A 24,713-nucleotide genomic window follows, 5' to 3' on the forward strand; every position below is an offset into this window, starting at 1 on the left:
GAGGATTACGTGGTCAAAGCTCCGCTGGCAAAGTCTGCGCTGGCGGAGGTAGACGCGCACGCAGCCCGGCGAGCGGATCGTCTTTTTCGGCTGATCGCCGCGGCGGCGGGGTCCACCATCGTGGCGGCGATCCTGCTGATCGCGGTGTTCCTGCTGATCAAGGCGATACCTTCGCTGCGCGCGAACCACGCGAACTTCTTCACCAGCGCGCAGTTCGACACCTCCGACGACGAGACGCTGGCGTTCGGCATCAGCGACCTCTTCATGGTCACCGTGCTCAGCTCGATCACCGCACTGGCCCTGGCAGTGCCGATCGCCGTCGGCATCGCCGTATTCATCACCCAATACGCACCGAAACGGCTCGCGCGCCCGTTCGGGGCGATAGTCGATCTGCTGGCCGCGGTGCCGTCCATCATCTTCGGGTTGTGGGGGATCTTCGTGCTGGCTCCCAAGCTCGAGCCGGTCGCCCGATTTCTCAACACCAACCTGGGCTGGCTGTTTCTGTTCAAGAGCGGCAACGTGTCGCTGGCCGGTGGCGGCACGATCTTCACGGCGGGCATCGTGCTGGCGGTGATGATCCTGCCGATCGTCACGTCGGTGTCGCGAGAAGTGTTCCGCCAGACCCCGCCGATTCAGATCGAAGCCGCGCAGGCGCTGGGCGCGACGAAGTGGGAGGTGGTGCGGATGACCGTGCTGCCGTTCGGTCGCAGCGGTGTTATTGCCGCATCGATGCTGGGGTTGGGCCGGGCGCTGGGCGAAACGGTGGCGGTGCTGATCATTCTGCGTTCTTCCGCCAAGGCCGGAAGTTGGTCGCTGTTTGACGGCGGCTATACGTTTGCCTCCAAAATCGCCTCGGCGGCTTCGGAATTCAGTGAGCCGCTGCCGACCGGTGCGTACATTTCGGCCGGGTTCGCGTTGTTCGTACTGACGTTCATGGTCAACGCCGCGGCCCGCGCGATCGCAGGCGGGAAGGTCAACGGATGAGCCAGCTGAATGCGGCCGCGCTCGAACAGCCGGTAAAGGCAGTGGTGTTTCGGCCCCTGAGCCTGGCCCGCCGAATCAAGAACAACGTCGCGACCCTCCTCTTCCTCGCCTCGTTCCTTATTGCGCTGGTGCCGTTGGGCTGGTTGCTGGGCGTGGTGATCGCCCGCGGTTGGTATGCGGTCGTGCAGGCAGACTGGTGGACGCATTCACTGCGCGGTGTGCTGCCGGAGGAATTCACCGGCGGGGTCTACCAAGCGTTGTACGGAACGGTGGTGCAGGCCGGAGTGGCGGCGGTGATTGCGGTGCCGCTCGGCTTGATGACCGCGGTGTATCTGGTCGAATACGGGACCAGCCGGCTGGCTCGGCTGACGACGTTCATGGTCGACGTGCTGGCCGGGGTGCCCTCGATCGTGGCAGCGCTGTTCATCTTCAGCCTGTGGATCGCCACCCTCGGATTCCAGCAGAGCGCCTTTGCGGTGTCGCTGGCTCTGGTTCTGCTGATGCTGCCGGTGGTGGTGCGCTCCACCGAGGAGATGCTGCGGCTGGTGCCCGACGAGCTGCGCGAGGCCAGTTACGCACTGGGTGTTCCGAAGTGGAAGACGATCGTGCGGATCGTGGGACCGATCGCCACGCCGGGAATCATTTCCGGGGTCCTGCTGGCCGTCGCCCGGGTGATCGGCGAGACCGCTCCGGTGCTGGTGCTGGTGGGCTACAGCCGGTCGATCAACTACAAGATCTTCGACGGCAACATGGCTTCGCTACCGCTGCTGATCTATACCGAGCTCACCAACCCCGAACACGCCGGTTTCCTGCGTGTCTGGGGAGCGGCCCTGACCCTGATCATCATCGTCGCCGTGATCAACCTTTCGGCGGCGGGCATGCGGTTTCTGGCTACCCGGCGACGCTGACAGCACTCGCTAGTTCTGCGCGAGTTTGAGCACCCGGCCATTGCCGCGGTCGGCGACGTAGACGTTGCCCTTCTTGTCCACCGCCACCGACAGTGGGGTGTTCAGACCGGTGAACGGCAGCTCCACCGAAGCGGTCGCGCCGGCCGGCAATTTCGCCACGACGTTGTTGTCGTGCTCGGTGACGTAGACGTTGCCCTGGCCGTCGACGGTGATGCCCCACGGTGCGTTGATGCCCGTGAACGGCAGTACCGTCTGGTTGCTGGTTCCGGCATCCAGCATCAGTACCCGATTGTTGTCGGTGTCGGTGACATAGATGTTGCCTTCGCTGTCCAGCGCCACCCCGTCGGGGTTCTTGAGCCCGTTGAACGGCAACTCGGTCTGGGCGTTGCTGCCTGCCGCTAATTTGAGCACCCGGTTGTTCCCCCGGTCGGCCACGTAGACATTGCCCTGCGGGTCCACCGCGACGCCTTCGGGGTAATTGAGACCGTTGAACGGCAGCACGACCTGGTTGTTCGAGCCGCCGGCCAGGGCCACCACCCGGTTGTTGAAGTCGCTGACGTAGATCTTGCCGGCCCCGTCCACGGCGATGCCCTGCGGTTCGTAGAGGCCGTTGAACGGCTTCACCGTGGGCGAGCTGGATCCTTCGGGCAACGCCACCACGCGGCCGTACATGGTCTGGTTGGTGACGTAGACGGTGCCGCTGCCGTCGACCGCAACCCCGCCCGGAGCGAAACGGAAATTGAGACCGTTGAACGGCAGGACGTGCTGCCCGCTCGCGTTCTGCGGGGAGGACCCGCCACCGTCGGGGCGGGTGAGGAGGAACGCGGTGGCCGCGATCACGACCAGCAGGACGGCGGCGGCAGCGGCGCCGAAGATCAGCGCTTTGCGTGACTTCCGTGGCTGGGGTGGTGGCGTCGTGGTCGCGTACGGCTGAGATGACTGCTGGGAGGGCTGCTGGAACGGCGGCGGACCCATCGGCACGGGGCCCGACGTGGCGACGCCGGGGTGGCTGGCCCACCCCGGGTTGGCGACCGGGGCGGCCTGGGTCCACTGGCCGGAGTTGTTGGGCTTCTCCCGCCATCCGCCGGTATTGGACGGCACGGGCTGAGCCATCGTCTCGTCGCCGGAGCGGAACTGCTGGGGAACCGGTGCCCGCATGGTCGCGGGACTGCTCGGGTACGAGCCCGAGCCGCCCTGGCTCGACCAGCCGCCGGCGCCGGGATCGACCGCGGGCAGCATCAGGGTTTCGTTGTCGCCCTGCCGCAGGATGGTGGCTTCCTGCCGTTGCTCGGGCGTGCTGAGGGCCTCGTGCGCGGCCAAAGCCAGATCGCCGGCGGTCATGTAACGCTCGCTGGGGTTCTTCGCCATGCCCTTGGCGATCACCTGGTCCAACGCAGCGGGAACGCGCCCGGGCCGGAGCACGCTGGGGCGGGGGACCGGTGCCATCAGGTGCGAGGCGATCAGCCGTTCCACGCTGTCCGCCCGGTACGGCGGCGCCCCGGTCAAACACTCACCCAATACGCAGGCCAGCGCATAGATGTCGGCCCGGTAGGTGACCTCGTCGCCGGTGAACCGTTCCGGAGCCATGTAGTTGTAGGTCCCGACGGCCATGCCGCTCTGCGTCAGATTCGGGTCGTGGGCGGCGCGGGCGATCCCGAAGTCCACCAGGTAGGCAAAGTCATTCTGGGCCACCAGGATGTTCTCCGGTTTCACGTCGCGGTGCGTGATGCCGCTGGCATGGGCGGCGTCCAGTGCGGCGGCGACCTGTCGCACGATGGCGACCGTTCGGGCCGGGGTGAGGGGCCCGAACTGAGTGAGCATGGAACGCAGCGACACCCCGTCGATCAGGCGCATCTCCACGAAGAAGTGCCCGTCGAGCTCGCCGTAGTCATGGATCGGCACGATGTGCGGTTCATTGAGCCGGCCGGCGAGATCCGCTTCCCGCTGCATCCGCGAGCGGAAGACCGGGTTGTTGGAGAACTGTGTCGAGATGAGTTTGAGCGCCACCACCCGGTGCTTGCGGGTGTCTTCGGCCTCGTACACCTCGCCCATCCCGCCACGGCCGATCAGGCGCACCAACTGGTAGGGCCCAAAACGTGACCCCACCCGCGATTCCGACCCGGTGTTGGTCACCGTCGATGCTCCCTTCGCCCGGCCACCCGATGCGCGGGCCGCTACCGGCGACATCCGACGCCACCGGCGCCGTCGCGCCGAAAACTGATGGTTAACACACGGTAAATCCTCCGAGAGGAGGCACACAACCGAATCCGGCGACTCGGGATGAATTTTGAATCACGAGTGCGTAACGGAGCGGCCGGTCGCCGGACCCCGGCCCGGACTCAAGAGCGCCGAATTCGTTTGCCCCTCAACGTCGGTCGTATACGAATGGTCACGCGATGGCGTTGACGACCGGTATGAGTTTCGATTGGAACGAGTTCGGCAACGGGATGTAGCCGTACTCGTCCAGGCCGATCTGCCCGTCGCCAATTGTGGCTTGCATGAACGCCTTTACCGCCTGGCCGGTCGGGGTGTCGGGATACTTCGAGCAGACGATCTCATAGGTCACCAGCACGATCGGATAAGCGCCGGCCTGCGTTGGCCGGTAGAACGACGAGGTGTCCACGATCAGGTCACGTTCGTCGCTGCCCGCCTTGAACGTGGCCCCTGCGATCGTCTTGCCGACGGTCTCGGCGCTGATCGACACCGCCTGTGGGCCGGCCGAGGTGATGATCTGGGCCATATTCAACTGGTGGCCGACCGCGAACGACCATTCGTTGTAGGTGATGGACCCGTCGGTTCGTTTCATGGCCTGTGAGGTGCCGTCGTTGCCCGCCGCGCCTTCGCCGACGCCGCCGTTGAAGCCTTGGCCGGTGCCTTTGCCCCAGGCGCCGTTGGATGCCGCGTCCAGGTAGCGCTGGAAGTTGTCGGTGGTACCGGATTGGTCACCGCGGAAGACGACGTGAATGGGGGTGGGCGGCAGGTTGGTGCTCTGATTGAGAGCCTTGATGGCCGGGTCGTCCCATTTGGTGATCGCACCGTTGAAGATCCTGGCGATGGTCGGCCCGTCCAGGCTCAGCGAGTTGATTCCGTTGATGTTGTAAGTGACCGCGATCGGGCCGAATACGACGGGGATGTCCCATGCCGGCGACCCGCACCGCTCGCGGGCACGATCGGGTTCGCCCTTATCGGGGTTCATCGGGGAGTCGGAGCCGGCGAAGTCGGTCTCGTTGCCCAGAAATGCCTTCATGCCGGCGCCCGAGCCGTTGGCGGCGTAGTCGAGGGTATGGCCGGGACAGGCGTGGATGTAGGCGTAGACGAACTGTTCCATCGCGTTCTTCTGCGCGGTGGAGCCGCCGGCCAGGATCTTCTTCTTGCCGCCGCAGTTCACCGGAACGACGGGCGCGGCACTGGATCCCGACGAAGACGCCGAATTCCCGGAATTGCCGCCACATCCGGACAGCACCAGCGCGCCGACCACCAGGAGGCTGAGGGCGACGCCAGATCGAATGGAATTCACGGCAACTCCTCGAATGCTCAGGGTCGGCAGCACGATGAGCATACGTGAACGGACAACCCGTGGAAGCCGAACACGGGTGCTCATTTGCCGCCGGCTTTGGCGCCGGCCTTCTTTGCGGGTGCTTTCTTGGCCGGAGCTTTCTTGGCCGCTTTGGCGGGTGCCCTCTTCGCCGGCGCCTTGTTGGCGGGCTCCTTCTTGGCGCCCGAGCGCGCCTTGACGCTGGCCTCCAGCTTGGCGAGCAGATCGGAGACGTCCTCGGTCTCGTCGAGCTCGGTCGGTTGTTCCTCGACCGTAAAGGCTTCTTCGCCTTCCAGTTTGGCCTCGACCAGCTCCTGCAACTGTTCCTGGTAGGTGTCGTGGTAGCGGTCCGGGTCGAAGTCGTCGGCCATCGACTCCACCACCTGGCCGGCCATCTTCAGCTCGGCCGGCTTGATCTCCACCTCTTTGTCCAGCACCGGGAAATCGGGATCGCGAATCTCGTCCGGCCACAACAGCGTATGAATCACCATGACGTCGCGCTTGCCGAAGTCCTTGACTCGCAACGCAGCCAGCCGGGTCTTGTTGCGCAACGAGAAATGCACGATCGCCATCCGGTCGGTCTCGGCGAGTGTCTTGGCCAGCAGCACATAGGATTTGGACGATTTCGAGTCCGGCTCCAGGAAGTAGCTTCGGTCGAACAGCATCGGGTCGACTTCGCTGGCCGGAACGAATTCCAGTACCTCGATTTCGCGGCTGCGCTCCTCGGGCAAAGTGGCGATGTCGTCGTCGGTGATGATCACGCTCTTGCCGTCGTCGGACTCGAAGGCCCTGGCGATGTGGCTGTATTCGACGACCTCGCCGCACACCTCGCACACCCGCTTGTAGCGGATGCGCCCATTGTCCTTGTCGTGCACCTGGTGAAACTTGATGTCGTGGTCCTGGGTGGCGCTGTACACCTTTACCGGCACATTCACGAGCCCGAACGCGATCGAGCCCTTCCAGATGGAGCGCATTTTGTCAGTATGCCCCGTGCGCATCCGGGTTACCCCGGGGCACGCGCAGGTGATCGTGCGCCTGTAGCGCGGCCCGATCCGGCAGGTCGGCACCGGCGCGGGAAACCGTCAGGGCGGACAGGGTGGCCGCCACGTCGAGTGCCGATCTCAGCGTGTCGAGCCTGATCCGGCGCAGCTGATCTCGCCGGTCGCCGCCGAGCAGGTCCAGATCCCAGAGGGTGTCGAGCAGGCCGACCATGAATGCGTCGCCGGCCCCGACGGTGTCCACGACGTCGGCCGGCCGGGCGGGCACCGCGGTCTGACCGGCCGCGCAGAACGCCATCGCTCCTCGATCGCCCATGGTCAGTGCCACGATCGCGGGTCCGCAGGCCAGCCAGCTGCGCGCGGTGTCGGGGGGCGCACGGTGGGGCACCAGCCAGCGCAGGTCCTCGTCACTGACCTTCACCACATCGGCGCGGGCGAGCAGGTTGTCGATGCGTTCGCCGGCCTGGTCGCGATCGACGATCAGCGAGGGCCGCACGTTGGGGTCTAGGGTGACGGTCGCCGACACCCGGTAGGCGTCCAGCAGCGCCGCGACGGCCAGGCACCCCGGCTCGCGCACGGCGGCGATCGACCCGGTGTGCACGAACAATGGTGGCGGGACGGGTGGTGTGCCGGTGAGCTGCCAGTCCAGGTCGAACGAATAGGTGGCCGAGCCGTCGGCGGCGATGCCGGCCACCGCAGTCGAGGTCCGCGCGGCGTCGGTGCTTCCCGGAACCAGCTGCACGCCAGCATGTTTGACATACTCGGCGATGCGCTGCCCGGGAGCGTCGGAGCCGATATGGGTCAGGAAGTCGACGCCGCGCCCCAGCCTCCCCAGCCCGACGGCGACGTTGAGCGGGCTGCCGCCGACGTAGGATCGCCCGTCGACGATGTCGATCAGGGCTTCTCCGATGATCAGTCCACGCCCCATGCCCGACACGTTACGTTGGCATTATGGGTACGGCGTCACCGCAGGCGGTCAGGCTGACCAACGCCGAGAAGGTGCTCTACCCGGCCACCGGCACCACCAAGGCCGACATCTTCGACTACTACACCGGCATCGCGGGGGTGATGCTGGCGCACATCGCCGGCCGCCCGGCCACCCGCAAACGCTGGCCCAACGGCGTCGACCACCAGTCGTTCTTCGAGAAGCAACTGGCCTCGTCCGCGCCCGACTGGTTGCCGCGCGCTAGCGTCACCCACCGGTCCGGAACCACGACCTACCCGATCATCGACAGCGTGGACGGGCTGGCCTGGATCGCCCAGCAGGCCGCTCTGGAAGTGCACGTGCCGCAGTGGCGATTCGTCGCGGAGTGGACCCGGGCCGGCGAGAGCCGCAAGCCGGGCCCGGCGACCCGCCTGGTGTTCGACTTGGATCCCGGTGAAGGCGTGACGATGGCGCAACTGGCCGACGTGGCGCGGGAAGTGCGGGACCTGATCGCCGACATCGGGTTGCGGACCTATCCACTGACCAGCGGCAGCAAGGGCTTGCACCTCTACAGCCCGCTGGCCGAGCCGGTGAGCAGCCGGGGCGCCAGTGTATTGGCCAAACGCGTTGCGCAGCAACTGGAAAAGACCATGCCGAAATTGGTCACCTCGACCATGACCAAGAGCCTGCGGGCCGGCAAGGTCTTCATGGACTGGAGCCAGAACAACGGCGCGAAAACCACCATCGCGCCGTATTCACTGCGGGGCCGCGAACATCCCACGGTGGCCGCCCCGCGGACCTGGGAGGAACTCGACGACCCGGATCTGCGCCAGCTCAACTACGACGAGGTGCTGGACCGGGTGGCCCGCGACGGTGATCTGCTCGCCGAGCTCGACACCGACGCGCCGATCGCCGATCGTTTGAGCAAGTACCGCAGCATGCGTAACGCGTCCAAGACGCCGGAGCCGGTGCCGCGGACCAAACCCGCTACTGGGCAGGACAATACGTTCGTCATCCAGGAACACCACGCCCGCCGCCTGCACTATGACTTCCGGCTGGAACGTGACGGCGTCCTGGTGTCCTGGGCGATCCCGAAGAATCTGCCCGAAACCACGTCGGTGAACCACTTGGCGGTGCATACCGAAGACCATCCGCTGGAGTACGCCGGCTTCGAGGGCGCCATCCCCAAGGGCCAGTACGGGGCGGGCAAGGTGATCATCTGGGATGCCGGCACGTACGAGGCCGAGAAGTTCCGCGAGAACGAAGTCATCGTGACCCTGCACGGCAGCCGGATCTCCGGACGGTACGCGCTGATCCGGACCAACGGCGACCAATGGCTGGCGCACCGGATGAAGGATCAAAAGGTCTTCGATTTCGACGGGCTCGCTCCCATGCTCACCACCCACGGGTCGGTCACCGGTCTGAAGAAGGGTCAGTGGGCGTTCGAAGGCAAGTGGGACGGCTACCGACTGCTGGTCAACGCCGACCACGGCAGCATCGCGCTGCGCTCCCGCAGCGGCCGGGACGTGACCCTCGAGTTTCCCCAATTACGTTCGTTGGCAGCAAATCTCGCTGCTCACCACGTGGTGCTCGACGGCGAGGTGGTGGCGCTGGACGAGCACGGTGTGCCCAACTTCCACCAGATGCAGAACCGGGTGCGGGCCACCCGCATCGAGTTCTGGGCCTTCGACCTCTTGTACTTGGACGGCCGGTCGCTGTTGCGGGCGAAGTACTCCGACCGGCGGCGGCTGCTGGAAACCCTGGGCGAGGCGGGCGATCTCATCGTTCCCGAACTGCTGCCCGGTAATGGTGGCGAGGCACTGAAGTATTCGGCCGGGCAGGGTTGGGAGGGCGTGGTTGCCAAGAAACGGGACTCGACTTACCAGCCCGGCCGGCGCTCGGCGTCGTGGATCAAAGACAAACACTGGAACACCCAGGAAGTCGTCATCGGCGGCTGGCGGCAGGGCGAGGGTGGCCGCGGCGGCGGTATCGGCGCGCTGATGGTCGGCATCCCCGGCCCCGACGGGCTGCAGTTCGCCGGACGTGTCGGTACCGGATTCACCGATCGCGACCTGGCCAACCTCAAGCAGACCCTGGAACCGCTGCACACCGACGAATCGCCGTTCAGTAGCAAGCTTCCCGCCCGCGACGCGCGCGGAGTCACGTTCGTCCGGCCGACCCTGGTCGGTGAAGTGCGCTACAGCGAGTGGACGCCGGACAACCGGCTTCGCCAGCCCAGCTGGCGTGGGCTACGGCCCGACAAGAATCCGAATGAGGTTGTGCGCGAATGAAATGGGTTACCTACCGCAGTCCCGAGGGTGAACGTGCCGGGGTGCTCTCCGGTGACGAGATCTATGCGGTGGCGCCGGGCACGACATTGCTGGATTTGATCAGTGATGGCGATTTGCGCGGTGCCGGCGAAGCGGCGTTGGCGTCACCGACGACGGTCGTGGCGCTCGCGGATGTCTCACTGGCCGCGCCGATTCCGCGCCCGCCCTCGATACGCGACAGCCTGTGCTTCCTCGACCATATGCGCAACTGTCAGGAGGCCACTGGTGCGGGCCGGGTACTGGCCGACACCTGGTATCGCATCCCGGCGTTCTATTTCGCCTGTCCGGCAACGGTATTAGGCCCGTATGACGACGCGCCGTCGGCACCCGGCAGTGCCTGGCAGGACTTCGAATTGGAGATCGCCGCGGTAATAGGGGTATCCGGCCGTGACTTGACGATCGAGCAGGCCGAGAAGGCGATCGTCGGCTACATGATCTTCAACGACTGGTCGGCACGGGACCTGCAGATGCTCGAGGGCCAGTTGCGGATCGGGCAGGCTAAGGGCAAGGACAGCGGGGTCACCCTGGGCCCGTACCTGGTCACCCCCGATGAACTGGAGGTCCATTTTCGGGACGGCAGACTCAGCCTGGAGGTGCGGGCGCTGGTCAACGACACCGTCATCGGGACGGGCTCGACCGGGTCGATGGACTGGACCTTCGGCGAAGTCATCTCCTATGCCTCGCGGGGTGTGCTGCTGCGGCCCGGCGATGTAATCGGCTCCGGCACCGTGCCCACCTGCACTCTGGTTGAGCACCTGAGGGAGCCGGAGTCCTTCCCGGGCTGGCTGCGCGACGGGGATGTGGTGACTCTCCAGGTCGAAGGGTTGGGGGAGACCCGGCAGACCGTGCGATCGACTCCGGCGCCGGTTCCGTTGGCGCCGCGGCCCAATCCGGCGGCCGCGGCGGAGGCGGTGCGGGTCAACCCGGCGCCCGCCAAAGTGCCCTACACGCGTGGACTGCATGAGGTTGGTGACCGGGTGTGGGCGTGGACGTTGCCGGACGGCGGGTTCGGTTGGAGCAATGCCGGTTTGGTTGCCGGCGACGGGGCATCGCTGTTGGTGGACACGCTGTTCGACCTGCCGCTGACGCGCGAAATGCTTTCGGCGATGCGGCCTATCACCGATGACGCGCCGATCACCCATGCGTTGATCACGCACTCCAACGGTGACCACACGCACGGCAATCAACTGTTGGGATCCGGCGTGCGGATAATCGCGGCTGCCGACACCGCCGAGGAGATCTCGCACGACCTCAGCGCCGACCGGCTGGTTACCATACAGGTTGCGGACCTGGGCCCGGTCGCGACGCCGTTCGTGCGAGACCGGTTCGGGCATTTCGACTTTCGCGGTATCCATATTCGCAATGCCGATCACACCTTCGACCGCGAGCTGACCATTGACGTTGGAGGGCGCCGGGTGGATCTGCTGAACCTGGGGCCGGCCCATACCGCGGCCGACTCGGTGGTGCACGTGCCCGATGCCGGTGTGCTGTTCGGTGGCGACCTGTTGTTCATCGGCTGCACGCCGATCGTGTGGGCCGGTCCGATCGCCAACTGGATCGCCGCGTGCGACACCATGATCGCGCTCGATGCGCCCACCGTCGTGCCCGGCCACGGACCCGTCACCGACCCCGACGGAATCCGTTCCCTGCGTGACTATTTCGTTTACATCACCGAGCAGGCCGACGCCCTGTACCGCAAGGGCCTGTCGTTTCGAGAGGCCGTCGAGGCCGTCGACCTCGGTGAGTACGCGTCGTGGCTGGACTGCGAACGGGTCGTGGTCAACATGTATCAGCGTTACCGCGAACTGGATCCGGAGACGCCGGCGCTGGAGCTGCTGGGGTTGGTGGTGATGCAGGCGGAGTGGCTGGCGAAGAGGCAACAGGGTTGAGAGACGAGGACACCGGTTTCAGCCATGCGCTCCGGTGTGCCCCGGCTGGCCGAGCAGGCCGGCACCACCCGGTGCCCCGCCGGCGCCGCCCGTACCGCCGGCGCCGCCCAACCCGCCGTCGCCACCTCGACCGCCGTCACCGCCGGGACCGGGAGCTGCTCCGTTGATGCCGTTTCCGCCGATCCCGCCGCCGGCGCCGTGTGCGCCGGACCCGCCGACTCCTCGGGTGCCGCCCACGCCGCCGTTTCCTCCCGTTCCGAACGGCAACCCGCCGCGGATTGCCCCGGTGCGCCGTTCGCCCCGTTGCCGATCAACGGGCGACCCAGCAGCGCCTGGGTGGGTGCGTGGATCGTGTGCAGCAAGTCGTGTGGGGCTTGCAATTGCGACGCGTTGGCGGCCTCGGCGTAACCGTATGACCCGGCAGCGGCGGACAACGTGCGCACGAACTCGTCGTAGAAGGCCGCTGCCTGGGCGCTGACGCTCCTGTCGTGCCCGGCGCAAGTTGTTGACACGGAGGGCGGTGTGAACTTTTCCGGAAGGGACATTTTCGGATGCAAGGGGTCGGTCAAACGCTGTCCCACTGCTGTCCGATGCCGTTGAGACCGCAATTCAGTGCTGCCACTGCAGTTCCGGGATCGGCGGCCCCGAAAACTTGGCGGCAGGACAAGCCCCCGAGGCCACCGGCCAGTTGGCCGTTCGGCCGGAAGCTCCAGGTTTGGCTGACGGTGTAGGGCTGACAGGGCCACAGGGTGACCAGCTAGGCGTTTATTCGCCGGGTTGTCGAACACATGCCGGGGAAAGCCGCGCTTTCGATCTGCCCGCTCTCATTGACTATCCAGCGTTGAGATTCTGAACTACCGCAGGGATTGACGACTACCGTGGTGTTGTTGTCGCTACTGCGGGCGTCGAGACACCAGTCACCTAGCCGACTTTTCAGCGAGGCCGGCCCATCGGCGTTGGACCCGCCAGCTCTTGTCGTCGCGACTCCTGACGCCGTGACGAAGACGGTCAGCATCGCAATAGCACGTCGCATCACGGACATTGCGGGCATCGGCTCCATCTTTCTTGTTTATGGTGATGGCGTCACAGAACGCCGTCCATGCCGCAGGCACGGGTGGGGCTTCTCGATCTGGCAAAGAGCCCTCGACGCTCTTCCAGTATGACGCCGACTTCGACGTTCACTGCCGAACGGCTGTCACTCCGGCATCGGCGGGTCGCACGACGTGAGAGTGACGTTTGGCCAGGTGACCCGATGAACCCGAACGGGGTTCTGCTGCCACGCTTTTCCGGACCTGACGCTGCCCAGCCTGGGCCAGCCGTTGTACGGCGCGACACCGGCCGACACGCCCTGGCCGACACATCTACTCGCGGGAGTACGACGGCGTCGCCGATTGGCCGCCTGGGTGTGCTGCTGACCGGTGACGAGCTGTTGGTACTGACCGGCCCGGTACCGGCCGTCAGGGGGACGACGCCCGCACGAATCCGATCGAATTCGCCGGCGCACTCTCGGCGGCGTCGCCGAGCGGCGCCAACCCGGCGGCGCTGAAGAGCTCGCCGAGATCTGACGTGATCGTGCTCCATCCGCTTGCCCACAGGTGAGCCGCCACATCGGTGTGCTCGCCGGGGTAGGTAAGGCCGGCGACGTCCAGATCCAGTCCGAGCCGGCGCCACCGGTCGGTCATGCGCTGCGCCTGCTGCTGATCTTGGGCGGACCGGCCGCCCAGTTGCCCGTAGTCGGCGCCCAGTCGGCTGCCCGAATCGCTGAGCAGGATGATGTTGTCCAGCAACCGCACTTCGTCTTCCGGTGGCAGATAACCGATCAACAGTCCCTCGGCGAGCCACGCCGTCGGCTGCTCGGTGTCGAAACCCGCTGCCAACAGCGCTGCCGGCCAGTCGTCGCGCAGATCGATGCTCACCGGCCGGTGTTCGGCGCCGGCACTCGCGCCTCGTTTGAGCAGCGTCGACGTCTTGAACTCGATGACCCCGGGCTGGTCGATCTCGTACACCGTCGTGTGGGCCGGCCACGATAGCCGGAAGGGGCGGCAATCCAGGCCGGACGCCAGGATCACGAATTGTTGCACTCCCGCGCCGCCGGCCTCGATGAAGTAATCGTCGAAGAACTTGGCGCGGGCGGCGAACGTGTCGATCATCCGCGGGAAACCCAGCTCGCCGTCGGCGTCGATCCCATCGAGCTCACCCGCCGCGATCCGGGTGAACAGGTCGATGCCCACCGCGCGCACCAGGGGCTCGGCGAATGGATCGCTGACCACGGCTTTGGGGCGTCTGCCGGCGGCCGCCCGTGCGGCCGCGACCATGGTGGCGGTGGCCCCCACACTGGTGGCCAGATCCCAGCTGTCGTCGTCGGCACGTGCCATGGACCTACCGTAAGCCCGATGCCCGGCAGTCTGCAGAGTCGCTAACGTTCGGATATGGCACCCGAACCCGCAGTCACACTGGAAACGCTCGAGGACGACATCGCCTGCATCACCCTCAATCGCCCAAAGCTGTTGAACGCCATCGACGGATCGCTGATCAACGGCGTGGACGAGGCGCTGGATGTGCTGAGCCGAGGCGAATACCGGGTTGCTATCCTGACCGGGGCCGGGCGCGGATTCTGCGCCGGCGCCGATCTGAGCGGCACCGGTGTGGCCTGGACGGACGTCAAACCGGCGACTCCCGGGTTCAAGGTCACCTATGACGCGCAGGCGCGGCTGGCCGAACTGTTCGTCCGGATGTACGAGCTGCCCATCCCGGTGATTGCCGCGGTCAACGGCGTCGCCGTGGGGGGCGGGCTGGCGTTCGCGTTGCACGCCGATATTCGGATTGCTGCTGAGCAAGCCCGATTCGGGTCGGTGTTCATCAAAGCCGGCTTCTCGTCGATGGACATGGGCACCAGCTACCTACTGCCGAAAATCGTCGGCGCCGGGGTCGCCCGGGAACTGATGCTGACCGGTCGGATCATCGACGCCGACGAGGCCTACCGCATCAAATTGGTGCACGAGGTCGTCAAATCCGAGGACCTGATGACCACCGCGCTGGCGAAGGCGCGCGAGATTGCCGCCAACAACGCATTCGGTGTGTGGCAGACCAAGATCGGCCTCAATGCGGCGCTGGACGCGCCGAGTCTGCGACATGCCATTGAGATCGAGAACCGCACCCAGATCCTGACCGGCTTCACCAACAATCCCGCAGAGGCTGCCATGGCACACCGCGAAAAGCGAGCTCCGAGGTGGGATCCGCTGTGAGAATTACACTTTCGACATCACCTTGTCGGCGTAGCGCTCCAGGTTGCGGATCTTGATGTCCAGCGGCTCGGGGTCGGGCCCGTTGATGTAGGGCCAGCGAAAGCCGACGATGACATCGGTCACGCCCTTGTCCTCGAGGCGCTTGATGCCGTCGACGGTGTAGGCGTCCGCCGAGATGACGTGGATCTCAAACGGGCCCGTCGCGCCCTGCGCTGCGCGAAAGTGCTTGACCCGAGCGATGAGTCGGTCGACTTCGGCGGGGTCGCTGCCGCCGCCGTGCATCCAGCCGTCCAGGCGTGCCGCCCGTCGCAACGCCGCGTCGGCGTGCCCACCGACCAGGATCGGGATCGGCTCCGACGGCGCCGGACTCATCTTCGTCTTGGGTATGTCGTAGAACTCGCCATGAAACTCGAAGTAGTCGCCGCTGGTGAGTCCCCGCACGATCTCGATGCATTCGTCCATTCGCTTGCCGCGCCGGGCGAACGGCAGGCCCATCAACTCGTAGTCCTCGGGCCATGGGCTGGTGCCCACGCCCAGGCCCACCCGGTTACCGATCAGCGCGACCAGCGAGCCCGCCTGCTTGGCCGTCAGCGCCGGGTGCCGGACAGGGAGCTTCAACACAAAGAAGTTGAACCGCAGCGTTGTCGTCACCGCACCCAAAGCCGCTGTCAGAACGAATGTTTCGACCATCTCCTTTCCCTCGAGGAACTCTCGGTTGCCGTCCGGGGTGTAGGGGTATTTCGAGTCGGATTCGAAGGGGTAGGCAAGGCTGTCGGCGATGGTCATGCTGTGGTATCCGGCCGCCTCGGCGGCCTTGGCCAGCGGAATGTAGAAGGCCGGATTCGTCATCGACTCGGCGAAACTGAACCGCACGTCATGTCTGCTTTCGTCGAAGGGGCGGGTGCCTCGACAGTAGAACCGGGTCTTTAGAGCTGGTTCTCCGGACCGATGATCGCCCATACCGTCTTGCCCGACGAGGTCGCAGTGCTGCCCCAGGCCCGCGACAGCGCGTCTACGATGGCCAGCCCGGAGACATCGACGCCTTTGGGTGGCGCAGACAGCCGCACGGCGGGCGCGCCACTGGTGTCGGACACCGCGATGGTCGCGGTCTGGCCCTCACACTCGACCCGCATCACCGGGTCGCTGCCGGTGTGTTCGAGCACGTTCTCGATGAAGACGTTGACCACGACCAGTGCGACCGGAATCAGCCCCGGCTTGGACCAGGCGGTGAGCCACTCGCGGACCAGCTGACGCGATTCGCGCAGGCTGGTCAAGTTGGCGGGCAGCTTCGCCTGCGAGTGCTGCAACTTGCGACGGCCGAGCTTGGCGACGCCCTTCATCGCACCCTTCTCGTTCGGGTAGACAGGCATGAAGCGGGCAACCCCGGTGCGGGTGATGGCCTCGCGGGCCGCGCGATTGCCCGAGACGAGGACAATTGGCACATCCGGTCTGGTGTCCAACTGCCAGCGCGCGCTCACAAAAGCCGACCACGCCGCTTCCTGCGGAACCTGGAGTCCGCTGACGTCGACGACCACAGCGGTGGGCACATCGATCGTGGCCTTGGTGATGCTGTCGCGGAGTTCCGCGGAGTTGCCGGCGTCCAGCACGCCTTCAGCTGTCAGCACGACCACCGACTCCTCGGTTCGCGATCCGAGGGCCAGCGAGTTGGACGACTTCGCGACCGCGCTCACTGCGGCCACCCGATACCAATGCGCGGCAGACACGTGAATCGGCAGCCCAACTCGATCGTGCCGTGCGGTTCCATGTCCAGCTCCTCGAACTATCGCCCCGTCGCGTATTTCCGCCAAGAAGATCTATCTTCGGGCAAGCACACCGTTTTGTGAACGTGCAGCATCGCTGGCGCATCCAAGAAAAGGCCGAGCGGCCGCGAGGGGCCGCGCTTTGCCACGCCGAACATGCCGTTCTCGCCGTCCTGTCGCCTGCCAGCACGTACTACCGACACGCACTAATGAAGTGATTACCCATTCCGCGTGCGCGGTCAACCTCCAGGCGGGTAGGTATCCGGCCCGACGGGCAGACGCAGCGGCGCAGACGCGGAAATTCAGGCGGTCAGATGTTGCGGGCGTACGGCGGCACGCCGACTCCCGCCACCGAGTGCGTCCCCCACGGCGTCCGCTCGACGATGCGTGCCGACGCGCTGCGCTGCCCCACCGACAGCGTGCCGACCCGCGCCCGATCGAGCGAGTCATCGACGTCGAAAATGGTCCCCTGCCAGTGGTAATTGCCGTCCAGCGGGTCCAGGTGCCCGACCAGCCGGACGCGTACCGGTTGGCGGCAGCCGCCGATCTCCAGCGTCGCCTCGCCGTCGTAGGTGTCTTCGTAGTCCGGCGCGCTGGACGACAGATCGAACGCGGAGACAGGCGGCGGCGGTGAGACAGGCGCAAGCTGGGCGCGTTCGTTGTAGACCTGCTGGCTGCTGTGGCGCACCTCGATTCGGCGACTGCCGCTGCGTTGCATCTGCGCGACACACGCGGCGATGTAACGCGCCTGGGCGTTGATGTCGGGGCCGGCGAGGAAGAAAAAGTTGGGGAAACCGCGGACGGCCACGCCGAAGAACGGCTCCGTGCCGTCGGCCCAAGCCTGGCGCAGGGTCAGCCCACGAGCACCGGCCAGCGGCGGCTCACCGTCAATGGTGAGGCCCGTGCCGTAGATGATCGCGTCGACAGGATGCTCGGCGTCGTCCACGGTGCGGATACCTGTTGCGGTGATCGCCTGGATCGCCGGTCCCACCTGAGGTCCAGGGCGCGTGCGGCGGAGCAGCCGGCGCCGGGCGCGGGTGGGCCACAGTTCGATCTCGGTGATCACGCGGCGCGGCGCATGGGGAAAGACGGTGACCGACCGCGCTGATTCGAAGAGCCGGCCGAGGTGGTATCCCGCGAAGGAATCGGTGCCGACCAACCCTATGTGCTTACCGGCCGCGCGGAAGTTGGGGTCCCAGCGGGCGGCGGGCACCGATTCTCCGCGAAACTCGCTGCGCCCGGCCAGGTTCGGGATCCAGGGAGTGGCGGGCGGCAGGTGCGCCGCCACGACCACCCGAGCCCGGACCGCGCCGTCGCCGGTGCGCAGAGCCCAGCTGTCGGTGTCGTCGTCGAAGTGCGCGCGCTGCATTTCAGCGCACGTCTCGGTGTCACCGATGCCGGCCTTGTGCAGGGCGGCCTGCACGCTGCGTGCGCGGGTTCCCGCCCCGGCGATCACCACCGCATGCGGCGTTGTCACAGAAACCTGCTGCGTTTCCAGGCCCGGCGGCCGATCCTGCCCATCAGCCCCACCTCGGCCAAAAATGCTGCGAGGGGAGCGAATCCGGCAACTTGGATCTCCCGCCGGTGCTCGCTGGTGCGTGCGGCGCGGCGGGCCCGCATCGGGTCCAGTCCGGCCCGCGCGTACGGGACGGGGTTGCTGAACAGGTAGTTGAAGAAGTACCCACCGAGTCCGTTGATGTTGGCCATGAACCAACGATTGAACCGCGGCATTTCGGCAACCCGCTTGCGTGCGCCGTCCCGCGCGAACTGGATGTGGCGGGCTTCTTCGGTGACGTGAATTCGCATGAGCCGCTGGATGATCGGCTGCAGCTCCGGGTCGTCCAGCATCTGCCGCTGCAGAGAGTCGAAGATCTCCTCCCCGATCAGCGCGGCCACCCACAGCATCGAGCCGCGCTGGAAGGCCAGCGGCAGCGCATTGATGATGTAGCGGTGGAAACGCCGCGGCTGCACGGGTTTTGCGCCGATTCGTTCGATCGCCTTACCGAACATGACCATGTGCCGGGTTTCGTCGCCCAGCTCGGTCAGCTTGTAGTGCGTCGAGCGACTGGTGGGATCTTCGTGCAGGATGGTCCGCAGGAGCGACTGGTTGAGCATGTTCTCGAACCAGATGCCGGCCGAGAGGGTGTTGACCAGTTCCTGTCGCGACAGCTCGATCTGTTGCTCGCGGGTCATCTCGTCCCACAGCGGCGTGCCGTACAGAGACACCAGCTTGGCCGGCAGGAAGAACTTGTCCGGGTCCAGGGGCGCGTCCCAGTCGATATCGACAACCGGTTCATAGGATTTCTTGACCGAGCCCTTGAGCAGGCGCTCGGAGAATTCTTCACGACTGGGCCCACCCGGGCGCACCGCAGTGGTCATCGTTGACCGTCCCTTCGATCGCGTATCTCCGACGTTAGGCAGATCACACGCCTTAGTCAATACCCTTGGTACCGGGTACCTGCGGTCCCAGGTAGAAATCGCGCCTTCTGAATTAGCTTGGGCGACATGACCCGTCACATCCACGTCATCGGTGTCGGGGCGGGCGACCCCGACTATGTGACCGTCCAGGCGATCAACGCGCTCAACGACACACAGGTGTTCTTCGCCATGGACAAGGGTGAGGCGAAGAGCGACCTGGTCGCGTTTCGCCGGCAGATCTGCGCGCGGTTCATCCGTGAGCCGGGTTACCGATTCGTCGAACTGGCCGATCCGCAGCGCTCCGCCGGTGCCGACTACCGGGAGGCAGTCTCCGACTGGCACGCCGCGCGGGCCCGGATCTGGGCGGCATCCATCGCCACGGAGCTGGGGCCGGACGGCGTGGGCGCCTTCCTGGCGTGGGGCGACCCTGCCCTCTACGACAGCACCCTGCGCATCCTCGACGCGCTGGCCGCCGAGGTCGATTTCACCTATGACGTCATCCCCGGCATCACCGCGATCCAGGCATTAACCGCTCGCCACCGCATTCCGCTCAACGACATCGGCGCGCCGGTGCTGATCACCACCGGCCGCCAACTGCGCGCCGACGGACTCGCCGGCTCGGCCGTCGTGCTGCTCGACGGCGACTGCACGTTCCAGGCCTGTGCGCCCGACACGCGGATCTGGTGGGGCGCCTTTCTCGGTACACCTGACGAACTGCTGCTGGCAGGCACCGTCGGGACGGTCGGAGACCAGATCGAGGCGGTGCGTGGTCAGGCCCGCGCGCGGCACGGCTGGATCATGGACACTTACCTGCTGCGTCCGGGCGGGTGCTCGTAATGACGGCGTCCCGCGGCAGGGTTTGACGTCACGTTCGGCGAAGAACGCGCGCTCCGGTTACCGGATACCACGATACGATTCACTTCCACGTGCTAGACACGTGATTAGCACCGCGTCGTGCCGGTCGGGAAGAGGTTGTCGATGTCGTATGTGTTCGCCACCCCGGAGTGGGTTGCCGCGGCGGCCACGGATTTGGCGAGCATTGGTTCCTCGATCAACGCCGCCAGCTCGGCGGCGGCGATGCCCACCTCCGCTGTGATGGCGGCGGGTGCCGATGACGTTTCGGTCGTCATCGCGGCCCTGTTCGGAGCGCATGCGCAGGCCTACCAGCAATTGAGCGCGCAGGCAGCGCTGTTTCACCAGCAGTTCGTCCAGCTGATGACCGCGGGTGCCAGCCAGTACGCGACGGCCGAAGCAGCCAACGCGGTGCCGATGCAGCACAGCGCCACGCAGTCGAACGAACCGGGCATGATGGCCGGCGCGCAGCAGTTGAACGGCGGCGGCACCAACCGTGTCCACGCTGCGCTGGGGGCCGCCCGCAGCGGCGCGTCGGTGTTCGGTGCGCGTGCTGCCATGGCTCCCGCGCCCACCGGCGGATCTACCGGACTGTTCGGCACCGGCGGCGGCGGCGCCGTGGGTGCTCTCGGCAGCGGCGCGGAGGCCAGCGTCGCACCGGCCGCCGATGGCGCGGTCGGCGCCGGCAACACGGGAGCGTTCGCGCCCTTCCTCGGCGCGAACGCCGGCCTGGGCGCCGCCAGTGCTCCGTCTGCGGCTCAACCAGCCAAGAGCGGCAACGACGGGCACACCGCCAGCCCCGCGCAGGTCCAGCATGCCGAAGCCGGCGCCGCAGTCGGCGATGGTGACCGCAGCGGCTGGCTCTACGGTGACGGCGCACCCGTCGCCGCCCGCGCTCTCGAGCGTGCAGACACCTTCTTCGCCCCGGCCGGACGCGGCGTCGGGCCCGGCCTGTTCGGTCACGGCGGCGCCGGCGGTAGTGGCGTGCTGGGCGAGCCCGGCATCGCCGCACCAGCCTGACAGACCTTTCTCAGCCCGATTCGCCGGAAGCCCGGCTCCGGGCGCAGCCGTCGCGCTACGATCCGCTCTCACGGAAGTCGGCTCACGTTTCTAGTCGGGAAGAGGCTGGCGCATGTCCTTTGTGTACGCGTCGACGGAGTGGGTTGCTGCTGCGGCAACGGAATTGGCGAGCATCGGCTCGTCGATCGACGCCGCCAGTGCGGTGGCGGCAGCGCCGACCTCGGCGGTCCTGGCTGCCGGGGCCGACGACGTCTCGGCGGTGATCGCCGCCCTTTTCGGGGCGCACGCCCAGGCCTATCAGGCGCTCAGCGCACAGGCGGCGACGTTTCACCAGCAATTCGTCCAGTTGATGAGCGCGGGCGCCAACCAGTACGCCACGGCGGAAGCCCTCAACGCGCTGCCCATGCAAGCGATCGCGGCGGCCACCACCGACCCCTTCGTGGCATTGGCCGGACGTCCGCTGATCGGCAACGGCGCCGACGGCATCAACGGCACCGGCGCCGCCGGCGGTGACGGCGGATGGCTGTTCGGCAATGGCGGAAACGGCGGTGCGGGTGCCGGGGGCCAGAACGGCGGTGCCGGTGGCTCTGCGGGCTTGTTCGGCAACGGCGGCAACGGTGGTGCCGGGGGAGCTGGCTCCGACGCCGTCGGGGCTGCACCAGGACAGGCCGGTGGCAACGGCGGCGTCGGGGGGAATGGCGGTTGGCTGTACGGCCAGGGTGGACTGGGTGGCGCTGGGGGCAGTGGCGGCAACGCCAGCGGCGGGAATCCGTTCGGCGCGGGTTTCAACGCCGGCGCGGGTGGTAGCGGCGGCGCCGGGGGGGCCGGTGGATTGCTGTTCGGCCAGGGCGGAATTGGCGGTAGAGGCGGCGACGGCGGCAACGCCACGGGCGGGCTGGGTAGTGCCGTTTCTGGTACCGCCGGAGCGGCGGGCAACGGCGGCAACGGCGGTCACAGCGGCTGGATTTACGGCGACGGAGGTGCCGGTGGCGATTCCGGCAACGGCGGTTCGTTTGTGACCGACAGCGCCGTGGCGAATGGGGTGAGCGGCGGTAGCTTCGACGCAACGGGCGGAAACGGCGGCAACGCAGGGTTGTTCGGTAACGGCGGAGCCGGCGGCAATGGCGGGCTGGGCGGCGCGGGACAATCGGTCACCGTCGGTGCGTTCGGCATCGCCGGTCAGGGTGGCGGTGGTGGTTTCGGCGGCAATGGCGGTGCCGGTGGCTTCTTCGTCGGCAATGGCGGCCAGGGCGGTGTAGGCGGCCTGGGTGGCAACGGCGGAAACTCCGCGGCGGGGGTACTCAGCTTCAACGGTAGCGGCGGCTTCGGCGGCTTCGGCGGCCAAGGCGGACAAAGCGGGCTGATCGGCAGTGGCGGTGCCGGCGGTGCCGGTGGAGGCGGCGGGAACTCCGGCAGCGGCGGGAATAACTTCGGCGGAGCCGGTCCCGGTGTGTTGGGTGGCCGTGGGGGTGACGCCCAGCTGTGGGGCAACGGTGGGGCCGGCGGGAGCGGCGGGAACACCGGCGCCGTGGGGTCGGGTTCAGCAGCGCACGTGTTCCAGAGCGCTGTGGGCGGCAACGGCGGCAACGGCGGCTTTCTCTACGGCAACGGCGGCAACGGCGGCTTCGCCGGCACGGTCCCGGCCGGCTTCAACGCTCCCACGGGTAACGGGATCGGTGGCAACGGGGGCAATGCCGGGTTGGTCGGTAACGGCGGGAACGGTGGACCCGGGGCCGGCGCAACCCAGGGTGGTGTCGGCGGCACCGGAGGCGACGGCGGCACGCTCTTCGGTGAGCGCGGCGCCGACGGGCCGGCCGGCCCCTGACGGGCGTTCTCTTTTTCCCGAACGTCCCCTGTGGAGCGCCACTGTAGCGCTACGCTGCGCTTCCAGCGGATTTTTGGTGGCGTCTGATCGGGAAGAGGTTGCCGCATGTCCTTCGTATACGCATCGACAGAGTGGGTCTCGGCCGCAGCGACCGATCTGGCGAGCATCGGTTCCTCGATCAACGCGGCAAGTGCGGCGGCTGCAGCACCTACGTCGGCGGTGCTGGCGGCCGGGGCCGACGAAGTCTCGGCGGCCGTGGCGGCGATGTTCGGCTTGCATGCCCAGGCCTATCAGGTCCTCAGCACGCAGGCGGCGTCGTTTCACCAGCAGTTCGTGCAGGCGCTGAACGCGGGTGCCGGCGCGTACGCGAGCGCCGAGGCGGCCAACGCCGCTCCGATCCAGCAGGCGCTGAACCTGATCAATGCGCCCAGCCAGGCCGTGCTCGGGCGCCCGCTGATCGGTGACGGCGCCAACGGGATCGACGGAACCGGTGGCAACGGTGGAGCCGGCGGTCTGCTGTTCGGCAATGGCGGCCGGGGTGGTTCGGGCGCGGTCGGTCAGAACGGCGGCAGCGGCGGTGCCGCGGGGTTGATCGGCAACGGTGGGGCGGGCGGCGCGGGTGGGGCCGGTGCGCCCGGGACGCCTGCCTCGCTTGCCGGCGGCCCAGCCGGTAACGGTGGCGCCGGCGGGGCAGGGGGCTGGCTGTTCGGTGCCGGTGGCGCGGGTGGCGCCGGCGGACTCGGCGGGGCTGCCCTGAATACCGGCAGCGGTGTCGGGGCCAGCGGCGGCGCCGGCGGCTCGGGCGGCATGGGCGGTCACGGCGGGCTGCTCGGTGGTGCCGGCGGCGCCGGCGGTTCCGGCGGTGACGGCGGGACCGCCACCGGTCGGCTATTCAGTTCGACGAGCGTCGGCATCGGCGGTGCGGGAGGCAACGGCGGTCGCGGTGGCGACGCCGGCTTCTTCTACGGCGACGGCGGGGCCGGCGGCAACAGCGGCGCCGGGGGCGGCCCCCCGCCAGGGATTTTCGAGGTAGGTGCCGGCGGCGGTGCCGGCGGCCTGGCCGGTGCCGGCGGCAACGCCGGAATGCTGGGCAACGGCGGACACGGCGGCACGGGCGGGGCGGGCGGGAGCGGTGCCAACGCCGTTCGCTTCGGCGGTAACGGCGGCAATGGCGGCCTCGGTGGCGCCGGCGGAGTCGGTGGATGGTTGAACGGCGCCGGCGGCGCCGGCGGCGCTGGCGGCGACGGCGGGCGCGGCGGTGTAAGTCCTGTGGGCGGCAATGCAATCGGCGGTAACGGTGGAGCCGGGGGCGCCGGCGGCTCGGCGCAACTGTTCGGCAATGGCGGCGCCGGTGCCAGCGGCGGCAACAATCCGCAGAATCTGCCCGTCACCAGCAATAACGGCGGTGCGGGCGGTAACGGCGGCTTGTTCTTCGGCAACGGCGGGACCGGTGGCAACGGCGGTGGCGGCGGCAATTCGAGCAACGGCGGCGCCGGTGGCAACGCCATCCTGATCGGCAACGGTGGCAACGGCGGCGTCGGCATCGGTACCGGCAAGGGTGGGCCCGGGGGAACCGGGGGAAGCCTCTTCGGGCAACCGGGGGTGGCCGGACCTCCGTAGTTGGGGTCGATAGACACCCGATTGACGGGATCGGCACACTGATCAGGTGCCCGAACTCCCCGAGATCGAAGCGCTGGCCGACCATCTGCGCCGGCACGCCGTCGGCCTGACGGTCGGTCGCGTCGACGTCGCCGCGCTGAGCGTGCTCAAGACCTTCGATCCGCCCATCAACGCCCTACACGGCCAGACCGTCGTCGGGGCCGGCCGATGGGGCAAGTACCTGGGCCTACAGGCCGGCGACCGGTGGCTGATCACGCACCTGTCCCGCGCGGGCTGGTTGCGCTGGTCGGACAAGCTGGCGGCGGCGCCGCTGCGACCGGGCAAGGGGCCGATCGCGCTGCGGGTGCACCTGGGCACGCCCGGTGCGGCACCCGGCTTCGACCTCACCGAGGCCGGCACCCAGA

The 24,713-nt window shown here is 67.4% G+C and carries 20 protein-coding genes and 2 pseudogenes; 10 read left to right on the forward strand and 12 right to left on the reverse strand.

Annotated features, from left to right (window positions below; genetic code table 11):
• The first annotated feature begins 9 nt into the window (after nt 1-9).
• Nucleotides 10-984 (forward strand): phosphate ABC transporter permease subunit PstC, encoded by a 975-nt coding sequence (gene pstC, locus AC5Y7D_RS09530; RefSeq protein ID WP_499923475.1) that lies wholly within the window; start codon nt 10-12, stop codon nt 982-984.
• A complete protein-coding gene (gene pstA, locus AC5Y7D_RS09535; protein ID WP_499923476.1) occupies nt 981-1,892 on the forward strand; it encodes a phosphate ABC transporter permease PstA in 912 nt (303 codons plus the stop codon). The genes pstC and pstA overlap by 4 nt, the downstream gene beginning before the upstream one ends.
• A 9-nt stretch (nt 1,893-1,901) precedes the next feature.
• Here the strand turns inward: pstA and AC5Y7D_RS09540 are convergent, their stop codons facing one another.
• The 4 genes from AC5Y7D_RS09540 to AC5Y7D_RS09555 form a co-directional block, all read right to left on the reverse strand.
• Nucleotides 1,902-4,025, reverse strand: a complete 2,124-nt coding sequence (locus AC5Y7D_RS09540; protein WP_499923478.1) for a serine/threonine-protein kinase PknD — start codon at nt 4,023-4,025, stop codon at nt 1,902-1,904.
• A 256-nt stretch (nt 4,026-4,281) separates the two neighbouring features.
• Nucleotides 4,282-5,409 carry a phosphate ABC transporter substrate-binding protein PstS gene (pstS, locus tag AC5Y7D_RS09545; RefSeq protein ID WP_499923479.1) on the reverse strand — a complete coding sequence of 376 codons (1,128 nt, stop codon included), beginning with the start codon at nt 5,407-5,409 and terminating at the stop codon, nt 4,282-4,284.
• 80 nt (nt 5,410-5,489) lie between these two features.
• Nucleotides 5,490-6,401, reverse strand: coding sequence for a non-homologous end joining protein Ku (gene ku, locus AC5Y7D_RS09550; RefSeq protein ID WP_499923578.1), 912 nt, complete (start codon nt 6,399-6,401; stop codon nt 5,490-5,492).
• Nucleotides 6,402-6,405: 4 nt separating this feature from the next.
• On the reverse strand, nt 6,406-7,353 hold the full coding sequence (locus AC5Y7D_RS09555; protein ID WP_499923480.1) for a carbohydrate kinase family protein: 948 nt from the start codon (nt 7,351-7,353) through the stop codon (nt 6,406-6,408).
• A 23-nt stretch (nt 7,354-7,376) separates the two neighbouring features.
• Here AC5Y7D_RS09555 and AC5Y7D_RS09560 point away from each other — a divergent pair, with 23 nt between their 5' ends.
• Nucleotides 7,377-9,641 (forward strand): ATP-dependent DNA ligase, encoded by a 2,265-nt coding sequence (locus AC5Y7D_RS09560; protein ID WP_499923481.1) that lies wholly within the window; start codon nt 7,377-7,379, stop codon nt 9,639-9,641.
• Nucleotides 9,638-11,569, forward strand: a complete 1,932-nt coding sequence (locus tag AC5Y7D_RS09565) for a fumarylacetoacetate hydrolase family protein (protein ID WP_499923483.1) — start codon at nt 9,638-9,640, stop codon at nt 11,567-11,569. Before AC5Y7D_RS09560 ends, AC5Y7D_RS09565 begins: the two co-directional genes overlap by 4 nt.
• Before the next feature lie 18 nt (nt 11,570-11,587).
• Here AC5Y7D_RS09565 and AC5Y7D_RS09570 read toward each other — a convergent pair whose 3' ends face one another.
• The 4 genes and pseudogenes from AC5Y7D_RS09570 to AC5Y7D_RS09585 form a co-directional block, all read right to left on the reverse strand.
• Nucleotides 11,588-11,836 carry a hypothetical protein gene (locus tag AC5Y7D_RS09570; RefSeq protein ID WP_499923589.1) on the reverse strand — a complete coding sequence of 83 codons (249 nt, stop codon included), beginning with the start codon at nt 11,834-11,836 and terminating at the stop codon, nt 11,588-11,590.
• 173 nt (nt 11,837-12,009) lie between these two features.
• Nucleotides 12,010-12,114, reverse strand: a pseudogene (locus AC5Y7D_RS09575) (hypothetical protein); the annotation flags it as partial.
• A gap of 212 nt (nt 12,115-12,326) precedes the next feature.
• Nucleotides 12,327-12,629, reverse strand: a complete 303-nt coding sequence (locus AC5Y7D_RS09580) for a ricin-type beta-trefoil lectin domain protein (protein ID WP_499923484.1) — start codon at nt 12,627-12,629, stop codon at nt 12,327-12,329.
• Between the two features lie 397 nt (nt 12,630-13,026).
• Nucleotides 13,027-13,944 (reverse strand): class I SAM-dependent methyltransferase, encoded by a 918-nt coding sequence (locus AC5Y7D_RS09585; protein ID WP_499923486.1) that lies wholly within the window; start codon nt 13,942-13,944, stop codon nt 13,027-13,029.
• Nucleotides 13,945-13,998: 54 nt separating this feature from the next.
• Here AC5Y7D_RS09585 and AC5Y7D_RS09590 point away from each other — a divergent pair, with 54 nt between their 5' ends.
• Complete coding sequence (locus tag AC5Y7D_RS09590) at nt 13,999-14,814, forward strand: enoyl-CoA hydratase/isomerase family protein (protein ID WP_499923487.1); 816 nt, start codon at nt 13,999-14,001, stop codon at nt 14,812-14,814.
• A gap of 3 nt (nt 14,815-14,817) precedes the next feature.
• Here the strand turns inward: AC5Y7D_RS09590 and AC5Y7D_RS09595 are convergent, their stop codons facing one another.
• The 4 genes from AC5Y7D_RS09595 to AC5Y7D_RS09610 form a co-directional block, all read right to left on the reverse strand.
• Nucleotides 14,818-15,687: an LLM class flavin-dependent oxidoreductase gene (locus AC5Y7D_RS09595; RefSeq protein ID WP_499923488.1), complete on the reverse strand. Its 870-nt coding sequence runs from the start codon at nt 15,685-15,687 to the stop codon at nt 14,818-14,820.
• 53 nt (nt 15,688-15,740) lie between these two features.
• On the reverse strand, nt 15,741-16,514 hold the full coding sequence (locus AC5Y7D_RS09600; RefSeq protein ID WP_499923581.1) for an STAS domain-containing protein: 774 nt from the start codon (nt 16,512-16,514) through the stop codon (nt 15,741-15,743).
• 370 nt (nt 16,515-16,884) lie between these two features.
• Nucleotides 16,885-18,051, reverse strand: coding sequence for a DUF4873 domain-containing protein (locus tag AC5Y7D_RS09605; protein WP_499923490.1), 1,167 nt, complete (start codon nt 18,049-18,051; stop codon nt 16,885-16,887).
• Nucleotides 18,048-18,953, reverse strand: a complete 906-nt coding sequence (locus AC5Y7D_RS09610; protein WP_499923491.1) for an AurF N-oxygenase family protein — start codon at nt 18,951-18,953, stop codon at nt 18,048-18,050. The genes AC5Y7D_RS09605 and AC5Y7D_RS09610 overlap by 4 nt, the downstream gene beginning before the upstream one ends.
• 126 nt (nt 18,954-19,079) lie before the next feature.
• On the opposite strand from AC5Y7D_RS09610, the gene cobF reads away from it, so the two are divergent.
• The 5 genes and pseudogenes from cobF to AC5Y7D_RS09635 form a co-directional block, all read left to right on the forward strand.
• Nucleotides 19,080-19,829: a precorrin-6A synthase (deacetylating) gene (gene cobF / locus AC5Y7D_RS09615; RefSeq protein ID WP_499923492.1), complete on the forward strand. Its 750-nt coding sequence runs from the start codon at nt 19,080-19,082 to the stop codon at nt 19,827-19,829.
• A gap of 141 nt (nt 19,830-19,970) precedes the next feature.
• Entirely contained in the window at nt 19,971-20,864 is an 894-nt protein-coding gene (locus AC5Y7D_RS09620) for a PE family protein (protein WP_499923493.1), read from the forward strand.
• 112 nt (nt 20,865-20,976) lie between these two features.
• Entirely contained in the window at nt 20,977-22,689 is a 1,713-nt protein-coding gene (locus AC5Y7D_RS09625) for a PE family protein (protein WP_499923495.1), read from the forward strand.
• Nucleotides 22,690-22,794: 105 nt separating this feature from the next.
• Nucleotides 22,795-24,309, forward strand: a complete 1,515-nt coding sequence (locus AC5Y7D_RS09630; protein WP_499923496.1) for a PE family protein — start codon at nt 22,795-22,797, stop codon at nt 24,307-24,309.
• A 46-nt stretch (nt 24,310-24,355) separates the two neighbouring features.
• Nucleotides 24,356-24,598: pseudogene (locus AC5Y7D_RS09635) on the forward strand (DNA-formamidopyrimidine glycosylase family protein); the annotation flags it as partial.
• Nucleotides 24,599-24,713: the final 115 nt, after the last annotated feature.

The organism is Mycobacterium sp. NGS49 (genome assembly GCF_059812565.1).